Annotated in this window: 16 protein-coding genes, 1 other RNA gene and 1 pseudogene; 8 read left to right on the top strand and 10 right to left on the bottom strand. The window is 62.7% G+C overall.

Translation table 11 applies throughout. The features are described from left to right. The first annotated feature begins 10 nt into the window (after positions 1-10). Positions 11-1,687, top strand: coding sequence for a 2-oxoglutarate dehydrogenase, E2 component, dihydrolipoamide succinyltransferase (gene sucB, locus ACXR2T_RS05375; protein WP_458840319.1), 1,677 nt, complete (start codon positions 11-13; stop codon positions 1,685-1,687). Between the two features lie 87 nt (positions 1,688-1,774). On the opposite strand, the gene ACXR2T_RS05370 is transcribed toward sucB, so the two are convergent. Further along, positions 1,775-2,206, bottom strand: a complete 432-nt coding sequence (locus tag ACXR2T_RS05370) for a hypothetical protein (protein WP_458840317.1) — start codon at positions 2,204-2,206, stop codon at positions 1,775-1,777. Between the two features lie 159 nt (positions 2,207-2,365). Between ACXR2T_RS05370 and ACXR2T_RS05365 the strand changes: the two genes are divergently transcribed. From ACXR2T_RS05365 to ACXR2T_RS05345, 5 genes are all read left to right on the top strand, one after another. Next, entirely contained in the window at positions 2,366-3,058 is a 693-nt protein-coding gene (locus ACXR2T_RS05365; protein WP_458840315.1) for a DUF4191 domain-containing protein, read from the top strand. A gap of 14 nt (positions 3,059-3,072) precedes the next feature. Further along, on the top strand, positions 3,073-3,579 hold the full coding sequence (locus ACXR2T_RS05360; protein WP_458840313.1) for an RDD family protein: 507 nt from the start codon (positions 3,073-3,075) through the stop codon (positions 3,577-3,579). 157 nt (positions 3,580-3,736) lie between these two features. Then, positions 3,737-5,161 carry a type I glutamate--ammonia ligase gene (gene glnA, locus ACXR2T_RS05355; RefSeq protein WP_458812753.1) on the top strand — a complete coding sequence of 475 codons (1,425 nt, stop codon included), beginning with the start codon at positions 3,737-3,739 and terminating at the stop codon, positions 5,159-5,161. 277 nt (positions 5,162-5,438) lie between these two features. Continuing rightward, positions 5,439-8,693 carry a DUF7927 domain-containing protein gene (locus ACXR2T_RS05350; RefSeq protein WP_458840311.1) on the top strand — a complete coding sequence of 1,085 codons (3,255 nt, stop codon included), beginning with the start codon at positions 5,439-5,441 and terminating at the stop codon, positions 8,691-8,693. A gap of 546 nt (positions 8,694-9,239) precedes the next feature. Further along, entirely contained in the window at positions 9,240-10,745 is a 1,506-nt protein-coding gene (locus ACXR2T_RS05345; protein ID WP_458837849.1) for an IS1634 family transposase, read from the top strand. A 118-nt stretch (positions 10,746-10,863) separates the two neighbouring features. Here the strand turns inward: ACXR2T_RS05345 and ACXR2T_RS05340 are convergent, their stop codons facing one another. The 3 genes from ACXR2T_RS05340 to ACXR2T_RS05330 form a co-directional block, all read right to left on the bottom strand. Further along, the gene (locus ACXR2T_RS05340) at positions 10,864-13,872 is read right to left on the bottom strand and encodes a bifunctional [glutamine synthetase] adenylyltransferase/[glutamine synthetase]-adenylyl-L-tyrosine phosphorylase (protein WP_458837848.1); all 3,009 of its coding nucleotides are present in this window, start codon (positions 13,870-13,872) and stop codon (positions 10,864-10,866) included. Between the two features lie 3 nt (positions 13,873-13,875). After that, on the bottom strand, positions 13,876-15,213 hold the full coding sequence (gene glnA, locus ACXR2T_RS05335; protein ID WP_458812748.1) for a type I glutamate--ammonia ligase: 1,338 nt from the start codon (positions 15,211-15,213) through the stop codon (positions 13,876-13,878). Between the two features lie 148 nt (positions 15,214-15,361). Then, on the bottom strand, positions 15,362-15,565 hold the full coding sequence (locus tag ACXR2T_RS05330; RefSeq protein ID WP_458812746.1) for a methionine aminopeptidase: 204 nt from the start codon (positions 15,563-15,565) through the stop codon (positions 15,362-15,364). A 49-nt stretch (positions 15,566-15,614) separates the two neighbouring features. Between ACXR2T_RS05330 and map the strand changes: the two genes are divergently transcribed. Then, the gene (gene map, locus ACXR2T_RS05325; protein ID WP_458812744.1) at positions 15,615-16,481 is read left to right on the top strand and encodes a type I methionyl aminopeptidase; all 867 of its coding nucleotides are present in this window, start codon (positions 15,615-15,617) and stop codon (positions 16,479-16,481) included. Between the two features lie 112 nt (positions 16,482-16,593). Continuing rightward, a complete protein-coding gene (locus ACXR2T_RS05320; protein ID WP_458812742.1) occupies positions 16,594-16,770 on the top strand; it encodes a hypothetical protein in 177 nt (58 codons plus the stop codon). Positions 16,771-16,804: 34 nt separating this feature from the next. Here the strand turns inward: ACXR2T_RS05320 and ACXR2T_RS05315 are convergent, their stop codons facing one another. From ACXR2T_RS05315 to ACXR2T_RS05290, 6 genes and pseudogenes are all read right to left on the bottom strand, one after another. Then, on the bottom strand, positions 16,805-17,260 hold the full coding sequence (locus ACXR2T_RS05315) for a hypothetical protein (RefSeq protein ID WP_458837847.1): 456 nt from the start codon (positions 17,258-17,260) through the stop codon (positions 16,805-16,807). Between the two features lie 118 nt (positions 17,261-17,378). After that, a complete protein-coding gene (locus ACXR2T_RS05310; protein WP_458837846.1) occupies positions 17,379-18,308 on the bottom strand; it encodes a hypothetical protein in 930 nt (309 codons plus the stop codon). Beyond that, positions 18,305-18,613 (bottom strand): hypothetical protein, encoded by a 309-nt coding sequence (locus ACXR2T_RS05305; RefSeq protein ID WP_458837850.1) that lies wholly within the window; start codon positions 18,611-18,613, stop codon positions 18,305-18,307. Before ACXR2T_RS05305 ends, ACXR2T_RS05310 begins: the two co-directional genes overlap by 4 nt. Positions 18,614-18,808: 195 nt before the next feature. After that, positions 18,809-18,973 (bottom strand): annotated as a pseudogene (locus ACXR2T_RS05300) (helix-turn-helix transcriptional regulator); the annotation flags it as partial. A gap of 129 nt (positions 18,974-19,102) precedes the next feature. Then, positions 19,103-19,479: RNase P RNA component class A (gene rnpB, locus ACXR2T_RS05295), an RNA gene on the bottom strand. A gap of 50 nt (positions 19,480-19,529) precedes the next feature. Beyond that, positions 19,530-20,273: a zinc ribbon domain-containing protein gene (locus ACXR2T_RS05290; RefSeq protein WP_458837845.1), complete on the bottom strand. Its 744-nt coding sequence runs from the start codon at positions 20,271-20,273 to the stop codon at positions 19,530-19,532. Positions 20,274-20,279 lie beyond the last annotated feature (6 nt).

Raw genomic sequence — 20,279 nt, 5'->3', positions numbered from 1 at the left:
GAAATTCACGATGAGTGAATCAGTTGTGCTCCCCGCCCTGGGTGAGAGCGTCACTGAGGGTACGGTCACCCGCTGGCTCAAGAACGTCGGCGACACCGTCGAGATCGACGAGCCCTTGCTCGAGGTTTCGACCGACAAGGTCGACACCGAGATCCCGTCGCCCTTTGCGGGCGTGCTCGAGGCGATTCTCGTAGACGAAGATGAAACCGCAGAGGTCGGCGCTGAGCTCGCACGCATTGGCGACGGAAGCGCTGCGGCACCCGCCGCAGCTCCCGCAGCGCCCGTGGAAGCTGCCGCACCTGCAGCCGCACCTGCTGCTGCGCCGGCGGCTCCCGCGGAGCCCGCGGCAGAGCCCGCCGCTCCTGCCGCAGCGCCCGCAGGCGACGGCCAGGACGTAGTACTCCCGTCGCTCGGCGAGAGCATCACAGAGGGTACTGTTACGCGCTGGCTCAAGGAAGTGGGCGACTCGATCGAGGTCGACGAGCCGCTGCTTGAGGTTTCGACAGACAAGGTCGACACCGAGGTACCCTCGCCCGTTGCAGGCATCGTGCAGGCAATCATGGTGCAAGAGGACGACACCGTCGAGGTGGGCGGCGTGCTCGCGCGCATCGGCTCGAGCGCACCCGCAGCATCCGCAGCTCCCGCCGCCGCACCGGCGGCAGCAGCACCGGCTCCCGCGGCTGCTCCTCCGGCAGCACCTGCACCGGCCGCAACTCCCGCTCCCGCCGCGGCGCCTGCCGCAGCAACACCTGCCGCAATACCGGCGCCCGCTGCTGACGCAAGCAACGCCACCTACGTGACGCCGATCGTGCGCAAGCTCGCTAACGAGCGCGGAGTAGATCTCGCATCGCTCACCGGCACCGGCGTCGGCGGCCGTATCCGCAAGGAAGACGTGCTCGCGGCAGCAGCACCCACCGCTCAGGCCGCCCCGGCAGCAGCGGCCCAGGCGAAGGCCGTCGTTGAGGTCTCGCCGCTGCGCGGCACCACGGCCAAGATGAGCCGCCTACGCAAGGTAATCTCGGAGCGCGCCGTACAGTCACTGCAGAGCACCGCTCAGCTCACGACTGTCGTCGAGGTCGATGTCACGCGTATCGCTAAGCTGCGCCAGGCAAAGAAAGACGAGTTCCTCGCCAAGACCGGCTCGAAGCTCTCCTTCCTGCCGTTCTTCGCCCTCGCTGCGGCCGAAGCGCTGCGCACCTACCCGATCATCAACGCGACGGTAGACGGCGACTCGATCGTGTACCCCGACCACGAGAACATCAGCATCGCGGTTGACACCGAGCGTGGCCTACTCACGCCGGTGCTGCGTGATGCGGGCGAGAAGAACCTCGCTCAGATCTCGGGCGACATCGCCGATCTTGCTGCGCGCACGCGCGACAACAAGCTCACTCCCGATGAGCTCGGTGGCGGCACGTTCACCCTCACGAACACCGGATCGCGCGGCGCGCTGTTTGACACGCCCCTCGTGTTCCTGCCCCAGGTCGCCATTCTCGGCACCGGTGCGGTCGTCAAGAAGCCCGTTGTTGTTTCGGGCCCCGACGGCGACAGCATCGCGATCCACTCGACCGTGTACCTCGCGCTCTCCTACGATCACCGCATCGTAGACGGCGCCGACGCAGCACGGTTCCTCTCACAGATGCGTACGCGTCTCGAGGCGGGCGACTTCGAGGGCGACCTCGGCATGTAATCACGCCATAGACAGCACGCGCTGTCGCCGCTTGGGCCGCTACCACTTACGAGGGGTAGCGGCCCAAGCGCTTTCGGGACCACTGTTTCACCGCCCTGAGAGCTCTGAATCGGGCTCTGGCGAGCCCGCTGGTTTTGGCTCTGGCGTGATCCTGCGCCGGATCGCGTATGCGACACACTCCCGCGCGAGCTCCTCACTCCACACAGCTCCCCCGTCTTGTAACGCTTCGATCGCTTCGTCAATGGCCTCCATCAGGAGCGCAGCAACGCCCACGGTGTCCCACAGCTGCAGCGTGATCCGGATCGAACGGCGCGGCACCCCGAGCGCGCGGCACCCGGTGTCGTGTCCAAGCGACCTGTGCCTGGCCTGTGTCAGCCCCGGTTCGGCGCACGCTCCGCTTGCGCGGTACGAGATTGCGGTGGCGCAGAATCGTTCGAGACGCTCGGCAAGTGCCGCCCCCGCGCCAGGGGTCTCGGGCGGTGGCGACCAGCTACTTCTGCGTAAGCGTACTTGGAACATGTTCCCACTCTTGTCGGGTGCGCGTGGCGCTGCAAGAGGTACCCGGTGAATGTGGATAACTTGCCGATCCGGAGCGAAAACTGGGCGCTGTGAGCGAACAGCGGCCCGCTGGGTGCTCCGTGTACACCCGGGCCCGCAAGAGAGGATATTCTAGAGGGTATGGCAGAAAAGAAGGCGAAGCGTACCGGTCGCATCAAGCAGATGATCGAGATCTACCGGACCACAAAGGTTCACGATCGAAACCTGCCGCTGGCGCTGCTCGCGTGCTTCCTTGGCCCTGTTGCGGTGGCCGTGTTGCTCGCCCTGCTGCTCCCCGGTGGCAGCTGGTTCAGCTGGGTGCTGTGGCCGCTCACGGGCGTGCTCGTGGGCATTTTGCTCGTGATGATCGTGCTGGGCCGCCGCGCAGAGAAGGTCGCCTACAACCAGATCGAAGGGCGCCCTGGCGCTGTCGGAGCGGTTGTGCAGAGCTCGCTGCGCCGTTCGTGGCGCGGTTTAGAGGTGCCCGTGGCAATCAACCGTAACCAAGACGCTGTCTACCGCGTCATTGGCCGCGGCGGCGTCGTGCTGATCTCAGAGGGATCGCGTCAGCGCACCCAGCGCATGGCGGCCGACGAAGAACGCAAGGTGAAGCGGGCCCTGCAGGGCGTCACCGTCGTGCATCTCTACGTGGGCCCCGATGGTGACGGTGTGCCGCTCGCCAAGCTCTCGAAGAGCCTCATGAAGCTCAAGCCCGCGCTCAACCGCAACGAGATCGCGGCGGTCTACAACCGCCTCTCGTCACTGCAGGCGACCCCCGTCGGCATTCCCAAGGGGATGGATCCGAACAAGATCCGTTCCCAGCGCCCGCGCTAAGCGGGACTTAATCCATGGCACAGAAGAAGCGCAGCGACGCCCACTGGGCGAACGCGGGTAAGCCGCAGCCGCAGAAGTTTGGTGACCTCGAGCCGAGTGAATGGCCGGGTGAACGCCTGGGCCTCCCCGAATCGGGCGAGCGCTCGGTCGCACGACTGGGCCGTCGCGTCGTGGCAATCATCATCGACTGGGCCATCGCGGCGGTGCCCGTATATCTTTTCTTGGGCGGTTACTATGCCCAGTGGTGGTGGCAGCCGCTCATCTTTGCAGTGATGCAGATCGTGCTCATTCCCACGATCGGTGGCTCGATTGGCCACCGCATCATGGGCCTGCGAGTACTTCCGATCGCCGGCGGATGGATTGGCCCATGGCGGCCCGTCGTGCGCACCGTGTTGCTGTGCCTCGCGATTCCTGTACTCGTGTGGGACTCTGATCAGCGAGGCTTTCACGACAAGATCGCTGGCACAATTTTGCTTCGTTCGACCGCCCGCCCCTCAGCGAACGCAGGCGACCGAAACTAGCGCAACACTTTTGCCCCGTCCGGCGCAGGTTACCCAACCTGCGCCGGACTCTTTTGTAACACTCATGAAACATGCCACTCACGGCCACGAAACGCGGTTCGCGTAAGGTGGTAGGCAGCGAGCGATTCCGTTCGATGCACCAGCTACGAGGAGCAGCATGTTCAAGAGTGCCCAGGAAGTCATTGACTTCATCAAGGAAACGGACGTCAAGTTCGTCGACATTCGTTTCACCGACCTGCCGGGTGTGCAGCACCACTTCAACATCCCCGCCTCGGCCGCAGACCACGATTTCTTTGAAATCGGCCAGATGTTCGACGGCTCATCGATCGCAGGGTTCTCGGGTCTGGCAGACTCCGACATGCAGCTGATCCCCGACCCCACGACGATGTACATCGATCAGTTCCGTGCCGAGCGCACCCTCATCGTCGTATGCGATATTTTCAACCCTCGCACGGGCGAGATCTACTCGAAGGACCCCCGTCAGGTCGCGAAAAAGGCCGAGCAATTCCTGGCATCGACCGGCATCGCAGACACCGCTTTCTTTGCACCCGAGGCCGAGTTCTACATTCTCGACTCCGTGCGTTACGAAACGACCCCCCGCCGCACCTTCTACGAGATCGACTCAGAAGAGGCGCACTGGAACTCGGGCCGCAAGATGGAGGGTGGCAACCCCGGTTACACGACCCGCGAAAAGGGCGGCTACTTTCCCGTCTCCCCCACCGATAAGCAGGCTGACCTGCGTGACGATATCTCGCTGCGCCTCATCGAAGCTGGCCTGCACCTCGAGCGTGCACACCACGAGGTGGGCGCCCCCGGCCAGGCTGAGATTAACTACCGCTTCGACACCATGGTGTGCGCGGCCGACGACGTGCTCAAGTTCAAGTACATCGTGAAGAACACGGCCGACCTGTGGGGCAAGACTGCCACCTTTATGCCCAAGCCCGTCTTCGGTGACAACGGCTCGGGCATGCACACTCACATGTCGCTGTGGCAAGACGGCGAGCCGCTGTTCTATGACGAGAACGGCTACGCCGGTCTCTCGGATCTCGCACGCTGGTACATCGGCGGCATTCTGCACCACGCCCCCGCGCTGCTCGCGTTCACGAACCCCACGATCAACAGCTACCGTCGCCTCGTGAAGGGCTACGAAGCTCCGATCAACCTGGCATACTCAGCGGGCAACCGCTCGGCTGCTGTGCGCATTCCGCTCACCGGATCGAACCCGAAGGCGAAGCGCATTGAGTTCCGCGCGCCCGACGCATCGAGCAACCCGTACCTGGCGTTCGCGGCTCAGCTTATGGCGGGCCTCGACGGAATTCGCAATCGCATTGAGCCGATGGATCCCATCGACAAGGATCTCTACGAGCTGCCCCCCGAGGAAGCCAAGAACATTCCGCAGGTGCCGGCATCGCTCGAAGAGGCCCTGCGCGCACTTGAGGCCGACCACCAGTTCTTGCTCGAGGGCGACGTGTTCACCGAAGAACTGATCGAGACATGGGTCACGCTCAAGCGTGAAACCGAGATCATGCCGATGGCGCTGCGCCCGCACCCCTACGAGTTTGAAATGTACTACGGCATCTAACAGCCGCTAGTCTCTCGGCCCGATCACCCGCTGCGCGGGGTCGCCTTGTTCACACCAAGGTCGACCCAGCGCAGCGGGTTTTTGCATTTGTGGGGTCACAGCGGCAAAGACATCGACTCGTCCACAGGCACCTGATTTCACGATTTTTCATGACCTATCCACATTCGTAGTTTTACCGCCCCGAGAAGAGCGGGGGCCGCTCATGCTTGAGGGGAATCGCGCGTACGCAGCAGTTTTTGGCGTGCAGCGTGCGGCAAACACTCAATGAGGAGGAACCGTGAGACTGAAAGTTTGCGCGCTTACCGCACTGGTAACCGCGGTGTGCATGAGTGGCGTTCCAGCTGGCGCCATGGCGTTCGCGCCGCCCCCGCTGGTCGCTGCAGATGCAGGTGCGTCATCTGATGCCGAAGAGGAACTGGCGCAAGATGACTCCGAGCTTCAAACGCCAGACTCGGGTACCGATCCCAGCACAGGATCCGGCGGCGAAGAACATGCGAACCCGACCGATGAAGGGACACGCGAGGAGTCCATGAAACTAGTCGACGAAGCGGCAAGCACCTCGAAAGCTGACGGTGAAAACGATGCCGACGAAGACGAAGATACTGACGCCGCTCGAGACGTATTTTCCCCAGGCGGGATCATCGGGTATGGTCTGGTAAATTCAGGCACCCCTAAGACGGATTACTCTGGTTCAAGTATCGCCGGGACAGCGCTGCAGACGGGCACCTGGGCGGCCTATGTGGCGGCAGGTGACAACCTGGTGGTGGATCTGGTCACGCCCGACGATGGCTATCAGGCTCCGGGCGTGAGCGCGGCCAACGGAGGGCCACAGATCAAAGGCTTCGATCTGACACCCTTAAAAGTTGAGATCGTTCGACCAGACGGGACGACGGCGCACACCGCTACCGCCGTGAAAGAGGCGGGCAAGCAGTTGGGCCAAACGTTTACGGGCATCGACGCTGCGCACGCAGGTGTCTGGAAGATCCGAATAATTGGCGGAACCTCGAGCGATAACCGCGAACACGCTGAGCTGGACCCACGCTTGAAGTGGAACATCTACGTGCCCGGTAAGGCGGGGAGTGTGTGGACCTCGCAATTGAATATTGGTCAGAACTGGAAGAACACAGAGGGCCCGGGGGCCACTCCCATCGATGTCTGGGCGATCAATCAAGGCGGCAAGCAGTACAAGGTGTCTGCCCCGCATTACAACGGCATTCACTCGACATTTGTCATGAACAACCTCGGCGTGGTGCACAGCGACAAGGCCGACGACGGTCTGTGCGTGCGCGCCCCCTTGTCTGTGGCGATGCGTAACTCCCCCGAAACGATGCTCAACGGCAAGCAGGGCACGGCTTATCGCGGGCCGGCGAGCACCGGCGTCGGCGAGAACCAGTGCCCCAATCTGCGTCCGTTCAAAATGTTTACCAAACCGCCGCACCCGTCACTACCTGCCGACGCTGCGGGCTACGGTTGGGTGAAGCCCGCCTATGTGGCCCCGAGCTTTTCAAACATGAGCCTGAATCGCAGTACTGGCGTGCTCACCGGCACCATCACGGGACAAGATATGGACCTGGTGGTGAAGATCGGGGCGAAGGGCAGTCAAGCCGATGGGTACGATGGCACGGCCGTCACCACGCGCGTGACGGTCACACCTGGCACCAACAAACAGGTGCTGCAGTGGGACCGCAAGGATTCGACCGGTGCCGTCGTACCGTTCTCGAAAGACCTCAAGGTCACGGTGACCGGTGACGGGGCGAGCTACATTCATTTCACTCGAGCCGACGCTGAACACTCCAATGGCGGCGTGATCATCACAGACCTGCAAACCAATCAGGTCACACCCGTGAGCTGGGATGACAGCCAGCTCTCACAGATCGCTGGCCGTCAATCGGTCGGTTTCACCAAGACGGTCACGGCGGGCAACGGCACGGACCACAAGTGGGATGGCACCGGTGTCGCCAACAAGAACGACAACACGGGCAGTTGGGGCAACTCCCGCGTCATCAATGACTGGGCGAGCGAGACGTTCGCTACCACCCTCGAACTGTCGCCAGATGACATCATCGGGCCACGGCTACACGTCGACAAGACCCAAGTGGGTGAGCCTGATTACTCGTCAGATCGCAGCTCCGCCGATGTGAGGTGGCGCGTAGAGGTGCACAACTCGGGGGCGGCGGAGGCGCTCAACACCGTCATGAAAGACCTATACCCGGCAGGCGCCATCGAGCACACGACAATCGAACCGCCAACGCAGGGTGGCTTTGACGCGGGCAGTGGCGTGTGGGACATCGGAACCCTTGCCCCCGGGGCGACGGTAAGCCTCACGTTTAGCGCGGTGGTGCCAGCAGGCACGACACCGGAGGGGGTGACACACACCAACCGGGCCATCGTGAGCGCCACCGATCTGCCGCGCTCAGAGACGGGTGACTGCCAAGTGAATCAGAGTCTTGATACCGACACAGATCAGTGTGACGAGGTGCAGACGGAGATCGAGGGCGCGATACCCGCTCTGAAGATCGACAAGGAGCAGCTGGGCGAACCGGTCTACGCAGCGGACCGCAAGACCGCCAGGGTGACGTGGAAGGTGACGGTGCTCAGCGCAGGCGAAGCCCCCGCGCAGCAGGTCGAAGTGAAGGATGTGTACCCGACGGGCAGCGCCTCACCGCAACAGCTCGAATCCCCTTCGCACGGCACGTTCGACGCCGAGGCCGGTACATGGGAGATAGGCACGCTAAACAGCGGTGACATCGCTACCCTCACCCTGAGCGCGGTGATTCCCACGGCCGGCGCCTTCGAAACAGCCACACACATAAACCGCGCGATCGTCACGGCAACGGGCTTGCCACGCCCCGAGACCGGCGACTGCCAAGTCAATGCGGGCATCGAGGCAGACACGGATCAGTGCGACGAGGTCGAAACGAAGCTCGACGGCCCGAAGCCTGGCTGGAGCATGGCGAAAGACTCCGACCCAAAGTCGGGGGCGGAGGTGGCGGCAGGAAACCCCATCACGTACACGCTGACAGTGCGTAACACCGGCAACGTGCCGCTCACGGGCATTTCGTTGGTTGACACACTGGCGAAGGTCACACCGTATGCGCAGCTCGACGGCATTCCCCAAGAAAGAGTCTCGGGCGCACAATCGGTTGCCCGACCGAACGCAATCTCAGGCGATAAACTCGCGTGGACTGCACCGACGCTCCCAGCGGGCGCAGAGGCGACGCTCACGTACACCTACAGGCTGAACCAAGACGCCTGGGGAATCACGGTCGATAACGCCGTGTTCGGTACGGTGACGTACGGCGACACACCGCTTCTGCCCGACTCGTGCGGTGAGAGCGCAGAGAAGCCCTGCGCGACGGGCCACTCGACCCCGGCTCCACCGAGGAATGACCCACCGCGAAACGACCCGCCACGGAATGACCTGCCGGTGACAGGCGGCCCCCAGGCGGCCGCGGTGATACTCGGGGGCGGAGGAATGCTGCTCATCGCCGCAGGGATCGGGTTCATCGTCCTTCGTCGCCGTCAGCATTAGCGCCGTCGGCGCGATCATGCCCAAGCCTCAGAAAACGGCCTGCGCCCCATCTGAAACCAGATGGGGCGCAGGCCGTTTCGTTTCTCGGGCGCAACAGCTTCGTTGCGCGGTAGGTGATTGGTCAGGATTCTAGTTCATCTTCGAACTCAGCCCCGTCTTCAGCGAGCAGGGCTTCGAGGAAGCTTTGCAGGTACTTCATAACGATAAGGTTACGCTTGCGTAACGAATATCTCCAGTGTTGTTACCAAACTCGCCGTAACATTCTGTTGAACAACGGGTAAACCGATGCATGTGTCACTAACGGGGCAAAAAACGCTCGTCATCGTCATACCCAAAGAACACGCGCTCCGTCACGTTGCGTGCACGTCGCGACACCGCATACCAGCGTTCTTCAAGCTCTGTGGTGCGCCCAGACTCCCACCCCAGCACCCCCTGACTCGTGCCACTTTTTCAAGTTCCCGTGTTTTCTGACACGGAATCGTTGATTTGATGCGGTTTTCTAGAACGGTCGACCGCACTAATACAGGGCAGTCGTAGACTCGCGGCATGGGGTTACGGGTACGAACGGTGAAAACCGTTTCCGGTGCGACCGCGGTACAGGTCGTCGAGTACCGAGACGGCAAACGTCGCATCACCGAGCACGTCGGCTCCGCCCACACCCCCGCCCAGCTCGCTGTGCTGCATGCCCGCGCCGCCGAAATCGTTGCGGGCGAGCAGCAAGCATTCGATCTCGCTTCTCTCGATCCAGCCCGCCCCACGGCCCCCGCAGTGGTGGCCGCCTCGCGAGCATGGGCCCTGTGGGAAGTACTCGAACAAGCCTGGTACGAGATCGGGTTCGGCGAGATCACGAATGATGCGTTCCGTCAACTGGTGCTGGGCCGCGTCATCGAGCCAGTATCAAAAGTCGACACGATCCGTGTGCTTACCGAGTTGGGGTTAGAAGCACCCTCGCTGCGCACTATTTGGCGTGTGTTGGCGCGCTGCGTAGAACAGGACTGGCGTGATACCGTCCAGAAAGCGGCGTACACCTTCAGGCAACAAAATGGGGGCATCGGGCTCATCCTCTACGACGTGACGACCTTATATTTCGAGGCTGAGCACGAAGACGAACTCCGGAAGGTGGGGTATTCAAAAGAGCGACGCGTAGACCCGCAAGTCGTGATCGGCCTCCTCGTCGATAGCGAAGGATTCCCGCTCGAGATCCACTGCTTCGAGGGCTCTAAACCTGAAACCTACACGCTCATTCCCGTGCTCGAATCGTTCAAGAAGCGCCACCAGGTCACTGACATGATCGTGGCTGCCGACGCGGGCATGCTCTCGGACCAAAACCTCACCGCGTTAGAAGACGCTGGTTTTGGGTTCATCGTGGGATCCAGGACCGCGAAAGCCCCCAAAGATCTGGCTGGGCATTTTCAGACGAACGGGGCAGTGTTTGAACCCGGTGAAATTATCGAAACGACGACGGTGATGGGGCGAGGGAACACGCATCGCAGGCGGGTCGTGTACCAGTTCTCGAAGAAGCGGTGGGCGAGGGATAACAAGACCCTGGATTTACAGCGTGAACGGGCCCAAAAGATTGTTGAGGGGACCAGTACACCCAAGAAAGCAAGGTTTGTGAAGCAAACCGGTCAGGGCGAGACACGGCTTGATGATGCCGGCGTTGCGAAAGCGCGAGAGCTGGCAGGGTTGAAGGGGTACGTCACGAATCTTTCTGTTGACGTGCTGGATGGGGCAGGTGTGATCGCGGCGTATCACGACCTGTACCAGGTGGAGAGGTCGTTTCGGATGTCGAAGACTGATCTGCGGGCAAGGCCGATGTTTCACCACACTCGGGACTCGATCGAGGCGCATTTAACGATTGTGTTTTGTGCGCTTGCGGTGGCTCGTCATTTGCAGGAGCGGGTGGGGTTGAGCGTGCGTCGGATTGTGACGGCGTTACGGCCGTTGCGGGATGTCACAGTCATGGTGGGTGGCCAGGAGATCGTGGCGGTGACTCCCGCAGTTGGGGACGCGGAAATCGTGCTTGAGAAGATGGCGACGAAACCGCACTAAAGTGGCACGAGTCAGGTCATAACGATAAGGTTACGCTTGCGTAACGAATATCTCCAGTGTTGTTACCAAACTCGCCGTAACATTCTGTTGAACAACGGGTAAACCGATGCATGTGTCACTAACGGGGCAAAAAACGCTCGTCATCGTCATACCCAAAGAACACGCGCTCCGTCACGTTGCGTGCACGTCGCGACACCGCATACCAGCGTTCTTCAAGCTCTGTGGTGCGCCCAGACTCCCACCCCAGCACCCCCGCAATCCCGGCAAGGTCGCTCCAGTCCGTGGGCAAGAAGTCCCCGCCGCGTCCGTTCCACAGTTTGAACGCAGAGCGCACCGAACTCGCAAACTCCCACGACTCCTCGAGCTGTTCGGCGTCGGCCGCAGCGACAAGGCCGCTCTCGACGGCCGCCGAGAGCGCGGCCAGCGTTGACACGGTGCGCAACTGCACATAACGATCACCGTGCTCGAGCTGTAAGAGCTGTACCAGCCACTCGACGTCAGAGACTCCCCCTGGCCCGAGCTTCAGCTGCCTACGCGGATCCTGCCCGCGCGGCAGGCGTTCTGCCTCAACGCGCGCCTTGATGCGCCGCACCTCGCGCACCCGATCCTCAGGAAACGCGGGCGGATACCGGATCACATCAGCGAGAGCGACAAACGCTTCACCGAGGGACACGTCGCCGGCAACGGGGCGCGCACGCAGCAGAGCCTGCGCCTCCCACGTCACCGACCAGCGTTCGTAGTACGAACGGTAGGCCTCGAGGCTGCGGGCGAGCGGACCATTTTTCCCCTCGGGGCGCAGATCAAAATCGAGGTCGACGGGAAACCGCGGGTCTGACACGAGCTTGCGCAGCTGCCCCACCAAACCTGTGGCGTGCCGTAACGCGGTGTCACCCGCAGCACTGGGGTCTGCGCGAAACACCGCCACCAGATCGATGTCTGAGGCGAACCCCATTTCCCCGCCACCAAATCGTCCCATGCCTATCAGCGTCAGTGCGAAACCAGAAGGTGCTTGGTCCGCTCCTTCTTGCAGCACTGCGGCCAGCAGCGCATCAAGCAGCGCAGTGTGAGCCGAGTCGAGTCCGCGCGACACACTCGCGTCGTCAAGCACACCGGTGAGCCTACCGAGCGCGAGGCGCAACACCTCGCGTCGGTGAACAGCCCGCAGCGCGACCGCCGCCTCTGCGGCCGTCGCGCGTCGAGACGCGAGTGAGCGCATCTCGTCGGTCAGAACGCCGAGGGTGCGCGGCTGCAACAGCTCATCGCGCTCCAACCATGCCACGGCGTCGGGCATCGACTCCAGCAGCCCGCCCGCGAATTTTGAGCACGACAGCACCCGCATGAGCCGCTCGGCGGCCTCTGTGCCGTCGCGCAACAGTCGCAGGTACCACGGGCTCTCAACGTTCGCCTCGCTCAAGCGCCGAAACGCGAGCAGCCCATAGTCTGGGTCGGTACCGTCAGACAGCCAATTGAGTAGCACCGGCATGAGGTTACGCCTGATCCGGGCCCTGCGCGTCGTGCCGCGAGTGAGCGCCGCGAGATGCCGCATCGCGCCCGCAGGGTCACGAAACCCGATGCTGGCGAGCCTCGCGAGCGCAGCATCGCCGCTCAGCACGAGCTCCTCATCAGGAAGGGCCGCAACCGCACTCAGCAGCGGGGCATAAAAGATCTTGAGGTGCAGTTTACGCACCTCAAGCTTGGTGCGCTCCCAGAGCGCACGCAGGTCGCCCCCGGTCGTCGCGAAGCCCGAGGCGCGCGCCAGCACGCGCAGCTCATCGTCCCCGGTGGGCATGATCGCGGTGCGCCGCAGTCCGTGCAACTGCAGCCGATGCTCCAGCACCCGCAGCGTACGGTAATCGTGCGCAAGCGCCTCGCCGTCGGCCCGCGCGATGTAGCCGCCCGACACGAGCGCCCGCAGCGCATCGAGCGTGCCCGACACGTGCAATCGCTCGTCGTACTGTCCGTGTACGAGCTGCAGCAGCTGCGCGCTGAACTCAATATCGCGCAGGCCCCCTGGCCCGAGCTTTAGCTGCACCTCAAGCTCATCATCATCGATGTGCTCGGTCACACGCTGCCGCATGCGCTGCACCGAACCGACAAAATCGGGGCGCGACGCCGACGACCACACGAGCGACCGCGTGCTCGCCACGAAGTCCTCCGCGAGCGCGACATCGCCCGCGAGCGGCCGCGCCTTGAGCAGCGCCTGAAACTCCCACGCCTTCGCCCAGCGGTCATAGTATGCCCGCATCGACCCCGGCGTGCGCACGAGCGGCCCCTGTCGCCCCTCGGGCCGCAGATTCGCATCCAGTTGCCACAGCGGCGGCTCAAACGCAGGGTCATGAATGCCCCGCATCGTCTCGCTCGCGAGTCTTGTTCCGATCCGGATCAGCGCGTCGCCGTCCACAACATCGTCGTCGGCGGTATCGACCACAAAAATCACATCAACGTCTGAGACAACGTTCAGTTCACGCGCCCCGCACTTACCCATCGCGACGACGCCGAGGCGCACCGCGTCGAGTCGCGCGGCGGGTACCGGCGGACCAGACTCCCCCGTCGCCAGCGTTGCACGCGCCACCGCCAGCGAGGCCTCAATCGCCGCCCCCGCAAGGCCAGACAGACTACGCGCAACCTCCTCAAACACCTCGGCCGCGCGCCCCTGACGGCTGGCCGCCAAGTCAAACAGAGTGAGTTCGGCCAGCAGCTCGCGGTACCGGGTGCGCAGAGACACCCAGCCCAGCTCGCCCGACGGTGACGCCGCGGCCAGCAACTCTGCGCGCGCCTCGGCCTCTTGGACGACGCGACCGCCGCCCCGCAAGATAGCTTCAAGCTTCGCGGGATGTCGGCCAAAGAAGTCACCGAGCGCGGGGGACGCGCCCACGAGCAGGCACAGCCTGCCAAGGGTCTCCGGATCGAGCGCGCGAGCGCGATCCGGATGCTGCTCGGCCAGCCTGCGCACCGGGCCTAAAGCCGCGTCGGGATCAGCCGCGCCCGCGAACGCCGCGAGCACAGCAGCAACCGGTAGCTCCACGTGCTCAGCCAACTCAGTCAGCTCGTCACGCGCCACGCCCAGTTCTTGAAACCCGGCGCGCGCAACATCGGTGAGACGCAGCACTGCCTGCGTGTCGACCACTCGCTACACCGTGTCGAGCATCGAGGCGAGCTCGTAAGGCGTCACCTGACTGTGATACTCGGCCACCTCGCGGCGCTTGTCGCGAATAAAGTAGGCAAAGACCTGCTCCCCGAGCGTCTCGGCCACGAGCTCAGAGCGTTCCATCACAGCCAGCGCGTGGTCGAGGCTCACGGGGAGCGCGTCAAAGCCCATGGCGCGGCGCTCGCCGTCGCTGAGCGCCCAGACGTTGTTTTCTGCTTCGGGCGGCAACTCGTATTCTTCTTCGATGCCTTTGAGTCCGGCGGCCAGCAGCACTGAGAAGCCCAGGTAGGGGTTTACGGCCGTATCGATGCCCCGGTACTCGACGCGTGCCGCGCCACCCTTGCCGGGTTTGTACATGGGTACCCGCACGAGTGCAGAGCGATTGTTGTGGCCCCAGCTCACAAATGAGGGAGCCTCATCGCCGCCCCACAGTCGCTTGTACGAGTTGATGTATTGGTTTGTGACGGCCGTGATCTCGGGCGCGTGGCGCAGCAGGCCGGCGACGAAACGACGGCCCGTCTGCGACAGTTGGTACTTTGCGCCGGGGTCATAGAAAGCGTTTGTGTCACCCTCAAAGAGAGACAGGTGCGTGTGCATCCCTGATCCCGGGTGGCCCGCGAGCGGCTTGGGCATAAATGTTGCGTGCACGCCCTGCGAGATCGCGACCTCTTTCACCACGGTGCGAAAGGTCATGATGTTATCGGCGGTCGTGAGTGCATCGGCGTAGCGCAGGTCGATCTCGTTTTGACCCGGGCCTGCCTCGTGGTGGCTGAACTCGACCGAGATGCCCAGGTCTTCAAGCATCTCGACGCTTTCACGCCTAAAGTCGTGAGCGGTGCCACCGGGCACATTGTCGAAATAGCCGGCGCGGTCGACGGGCACCGGCCCACCGGGGCCGAACTCTTTCGACTTCAGCAGATAGAACTCAATCTCGGGGTGCGTGTAGCACGTAAACCCGCGGTCGGCCGCCTGCTCGAGGGTGCGCTTGAGCACGTTACGAGGATCGGCCACGGCCGGCTCGCCATTGGGGGTGCGAATTTCGCAGAACATACGCGCGGTAGGGGCCTGCTGGCTGCGCCACGGAAGCAGCTGGAACGTGGCGGGATCGGGAATCGCGAGCAGGTCTGACTCGTACGCGCGAGTGAGGCCTTCGATCGCTGAACCGTCGAATCCGATGCCCTCGTTGAACGCGCCCTCAACCTCGGCGGGGGCAAGCGCCACCGATTTAAGGGTGCCCGAGACGTCGGTAAACCAGAGGCGTACAAACTTTACGCCACGCTCTTCAATCGTGCGGAGAACAAAATCTCGCTGCTTACTCACGCCCACTCCGTCCTGTGCTGAGGTATTTGTGCTGGTGCTTGATTCGTGAGGCATCGTTGCGTCTCACTGGCACACGATACCGCGCGCCCGTGTCGAGCGTGTTACAGCCCAAACGCGGGCGCGCGGGTGGTGCTGCGAGGCGCCGAGGTTAGGACTCGTCGTTGTCCTCTTCGTTCCACAGGCGGGCCTTCTCGTTCACGATAGCCTGCGCGCGCTCTGCCTCTTGGTGGGTCTTGAACGGGCCGATGCGATCCACGCCGGGCGATTGCGGCCCGCGCTCGACCAACTTCGTGAGCGTGTTGAACCAGTACGTCTCTTCGGGGTCATCGATACCCCAGTCTTGACTGCTCATTTCTTTCGCCTCCTTCAGCGCGACTAGTGCGCACTCCTAGGATAGAGCTATGCCCTTCGATACACACGGACATTTGATCCCCGGTTCTCTTCCCCCCGTTCGCACGGTGCCGAGCGACATTGAGCGCCCACCATATGTTGGGCTGAAGACTCCGCCACCGTACGAGGGCGATAACACGTACACAGAAGAGGAGATCGATCGAATCCGTATCGCGGGCGGCATCGCCTCGCGGGCACTCGACGCCGTCGCAGAAGCGGTACGGCCCGGCGTCACCACAGCTGAACTCGATCGCATCGCCCACGACTATGTGATTTCACAGGGCGCCTACCCTTCGACGCTCGGCTATCGCGGCTATCGCGCGTCATCGTGCACGTCAGTGAACGAGGTCATTTGTCACGGCGTGCCCGACGATACGGTGCTGCGCGAGGGCGACATCGTGAACGTTGATGTGACGGCGTATCGTGACGGGATGCACGGCGACCTCAACCGCACCTTTCGGGTCGGGCAGGTGCCTGACGAAGTGGATCTGTTGATCGAGCGCACACACGAGGCCATGATGCGCGGCATCAAAGCAGCGAAACCGGGGCGCGCGGTAAACGTGATTGGGCGCGTCATTGAAACCTATGCAAAACGGTTTGGTTACGGCGTGGTGCGCGATTTCACCGGTCATGGCGTTGGCTCGTCGTTTCACTCTGGTCTCATCATTCCCCACTACGACTCGGCCCCCGCCTACGGTGACATCATCAAGCCGGGCATGGTGTTTACCGTCGAGCCCATGCTCACCCTCGGCACCCACGAGTGGCGGCAGTGGGATGACGAGTGGACCATCACCACCCGAGACAAGAGCATCACCGCCCAGTTTGAGCACACGATCGTGGTGCGAGAGAACGGCTTTGAGCTCCTCACGCTGTCGTAACGAGAGTCGCTGAGCGGACGCCTCAGACGGCGCCTCAGACGGGCGTTACGCACCCCCGTGCACTTTCTGCGCCAGAGGCGCATACTGGAAGTACGAGGAAATGAGGTGTGTGATGCAACCGCCAGACGTAATGTTTCTAGAAGTGATGCTTGTCGCTGTCGCGATGATCATCTTTGGGGCCGCTCTCACGGAGGTGAGTTTTCTACTGTGGGCCGGTATCGTGCTCACGGTGGGCATTGGTACCTGGTGGGCGGTGAGTAAGACGCGCCGCCACGGCAGCCACTACTAAAGTGGCTGCCCCACCGGGCACCTACTCCGGGCATCTACTCCGGGCGCAGGCTCGTCGCTGATCCCGTGCTGGTACCGTCGCCACAGCTCCATGTGCCGCTGCAATTTAGCCCCTGATACTCAAACGTGCCCTCGACTTGGCAGCCGTCGTCGCTAAGTATTGCCCGCAGGCGGTATTGCGCACCGTGCGGCTCAACAATATCGCCGAGCCACACTCCCGAGGCTTTCTCGCCAGTAAGCAGCACGTCACGCTTGGCTGAACCGTCCTTGCACAGCGCGGGCCCAGCGGTCTCGGCAGGTGCGGGTGCGGGTTCCGCGGGGCGCGGGTCTTGCGGCGGCGAAGGGGCGGGCGCTTGAGACGAGCTGCCGCCGCCACTGTTTGAGACGAGTAACGAAAGGTCGAATGCGCCGCAGCCAGTCAGGCTTGTGGCCAAGGCAGCGGCGCCGAGCACGGCTACGAGCGTGCGGGGGCCCTGAAATGCGAGTGTCACGATAGATTCGCCCCCTGCTGACAGTGAAATCAAAGTATTCTGACTGGAAGCATATACTCAAAGAGCAGCCCACGTGATGCTCAAGAAGCGGCAGAACAGGGGCGTTGCGGTGCACTGGCTACTCGTTGAACTGCTCGATCCAAGCATCCAGCCGCGCCTGGACGTCCACGCCGCCGTGTAGTTCGGCAACCGCGTGCTCGCGGACGAGCCCATCCAGCGATCGCGAATGATACATGGAGGAAAGAAAGCAGAATCCTTCCTCAGAAACAGCCTCCGTTTCAGGATGCTCACGCGCGATCTTCTTTATGGCTTGGGCCACTTCCAGCGGGTCGGACGACAGCATTAGTAATGCGATGTCTCTTGAATCTTTAGGCCTCAGCCTGTGCGGATTGGCGTCCAAAGCTTCAAATCTGTCGCGCACCTTGTGAGCCTTGGCCACGAGAAGAGCGCCGGCGCCGGCAACCCTCACCTTGACTGACAGCGGGGCCTTATCATCCGGAAGCGTCTCGATAGTTGCCCACTCATGGTCAAATAGAGCGAGCTCAAGGCCGGACGCGCGCGTCATTGTGCCCTTTTGCCCCGGCACTCGCGCTGCGCGCCGGCCTGCACCTGCATACATTTCAGGAACTATGAGATCGATCGTGGTTCGTTGCCGTTGAGGGACATCGCCGTCTCCCGCATACCCATAGATGCCTGGCCTATCCGGGCTGGTCAGCTCGAGCCCGGCGGACCCCATGACCTCGAGAATGTTTGGAGTTTGAGCAACCAGGGAGGGATTCATCACGGCATCAGCGTCGGCCGTTGAATCAGGAACGTAGCCGAGCCTTGAGGCGTGGTGCATCACTGCATGGGCCCCGACGACCGTCAGGGCACCCTCGAACGGCCTGAGAAGCTCAACAACTTCGACAAGCAGTCGCCGAGATCGGACAGTAGGCTCTGGAGCCCTCGTCGCGAGGTTTGATCCCAGCGCCTCAGTGCGCTTGAACTTAGCGAACTGACCGCCATTTCCAGGAATCCGCAGGTCGTTGTTTTGTGGCGTCGGCGTCATGCTACCAACTCCCGACTCATCTCGAGCAGGTCGAGCGCAACGTCTGACTGTCGACCCGGGCTTGCAATGGCATCCATGAGCGCCCAGGCGGGCGGCATGAGAGGGTCGGGGCCCCTCCGATCTATCAGGGCTTCCTTGCGCTCGTCGAGCGGGAGGATATATGATCCTCGATGCCCAAATGCGGGCTCCCCCCAAGGTAACGCAACATTGGCGTTGATGTAGAAGATCGGCTCGAACGAGGTTTCATTCGAGCAGGCTTCAAGCCCAGACACCGCATACGGCTTCTCCGTCCGCTGAAGGTGCATGAGAACATCCCTCAGGTCTGCGGCCACGTACCGAACCCCGGGTCGGTCCCGAATTGGAGCAGCCTGCGCGGCGATCCGTAATCTCTCGCTGGCGTCTTTTTCAGAGATCAGGCCCGAGGAGTATTCATCCATGAAGCGGATTAACTGGTCATCTGTAACCTGAGGGCGGAGATGATCAGACGCTTCGAAACCGATCGAGTTTAATAGCGTACGCATCATCTCGAACGATGGGTTAAGCTTCCCTGACTCAAGCCGAGAGATCGAAGACTTGCTTACCCCCGAGAGCGTTGCAAGCTCGGCAGGTGTAAGTCCCCGCCGAAGGCGAGCACGACGGGTCAGTTCAGAGAGCTGAATGGCCATAAACAAAAACTACCCCCAAAGTTGCTAATATGCAACCAGTATGGAGCAGCGGCGCATACCTAGCCGCAAAGACGCCGACAAGAAAACCCCCGCTCTGCCGCGTAATCATGCGGCAGAACGGGGGTAAGCGGAATGGGCCAGATCATACGCCGGGTTCTGTTCCTCGAAGCGAACTTCGAGGCGACGGTCATCTCTCTCGGCTTGCCGTTACCGACACGCTCTAGCGGCCTACCCGAGAGCTCGGCGGGGCGCGTCATCACTCTCTGTCTGGCCTTGCTCCGAACGAGGTTTACCTGGCCGCCCGTGTTACCACGAACGCCGGTGGTCTCTTACACCACCCTTTCAGCCTTACCAACCGCGGCAAGCCGCGGCAGGCGGTCTACTCTCTGTTGCACTTTCTCGCGGGTTACCCCGGGTGGGTGTTACCCACCGTTCTCCCCTGCGGAGCCCGGACGTTCCTCGGCGCGAACACTTGCGTGCCGCGACGCGGCCGTCTCACCGACCCATTCCAAGCATCAACTATACCCGCCTCAAGCTAAGCGGGCGCACGCGCGCGTTACTGGGCGGGGTCTGCCTCTGCGGTTACGCGCACGAGAATCGCGCCGGTGCCCGGGCAGAAAGTGACCTCGTCGGGCGCCGCTTCAAGAATGCCCGCGAGTTCTGCCGGGGCGAGGGCCATGTTGCTGGCCTCAGAAACGTTACCGCGCAGGCGGGCGGCGCCAATGCCAATGCGGCCGCGCAGCGACTCGTAGAGGTCGAGCAGGTCGCGCTGCAGCTCGGCCGAAAGCCCGAGCCGCTCCTTCTTGGAGATAGCGAGCTCGCGGTTAATGGCCGCTTCGGCGTCGTCAAGCGCACTCTGCAGCTCAGCGCGGCGGCCGTCAACGCCCTCGAGCGCTGCGGTGGCAGAAGCAAACGCCGCTTGCGCGCCCTCCTGCAGCTCCATGATCTCGAGCTGCTTGTCCTCGAGCTTCGCGCTGCGTTCAGCGAGCTGCGCGAGCTCCGCCGTCAGCGCCTGCGCCTCTTTAGGTGCCGTCGAAACAGCGAGCAGCTGCTCATCACGCTTCACTCGCTGTGCCACGAGCTCGACGTCGGATTCAACACGCTCGAACTCGGCGGTGTGCGCGTCGAGCTCGCGCTGTGCCGCCATGAACACGCTCTTCGCCCCGTCGAGCTCACCGGCGAGGGCCGCGATGGCTGCGCGCTGCGGCAGCAGCTTGCGTTTGCGCAGATGCTGCGCAATGAGAGTGTCGAGATCTTGCAGGTCGAGCAGCAGCTGCTGCTGGCGGGGGCTAGCCTTCATAGCTCT

It is taken from the genome of Leucobacter faecis (genome assembly GCF_054456635.2).
The sequence above is the reverse complement of the archived record's forward strand: the minus strand, read 5'-3'. Positions and strand labels throughout refer to the sequence as shown.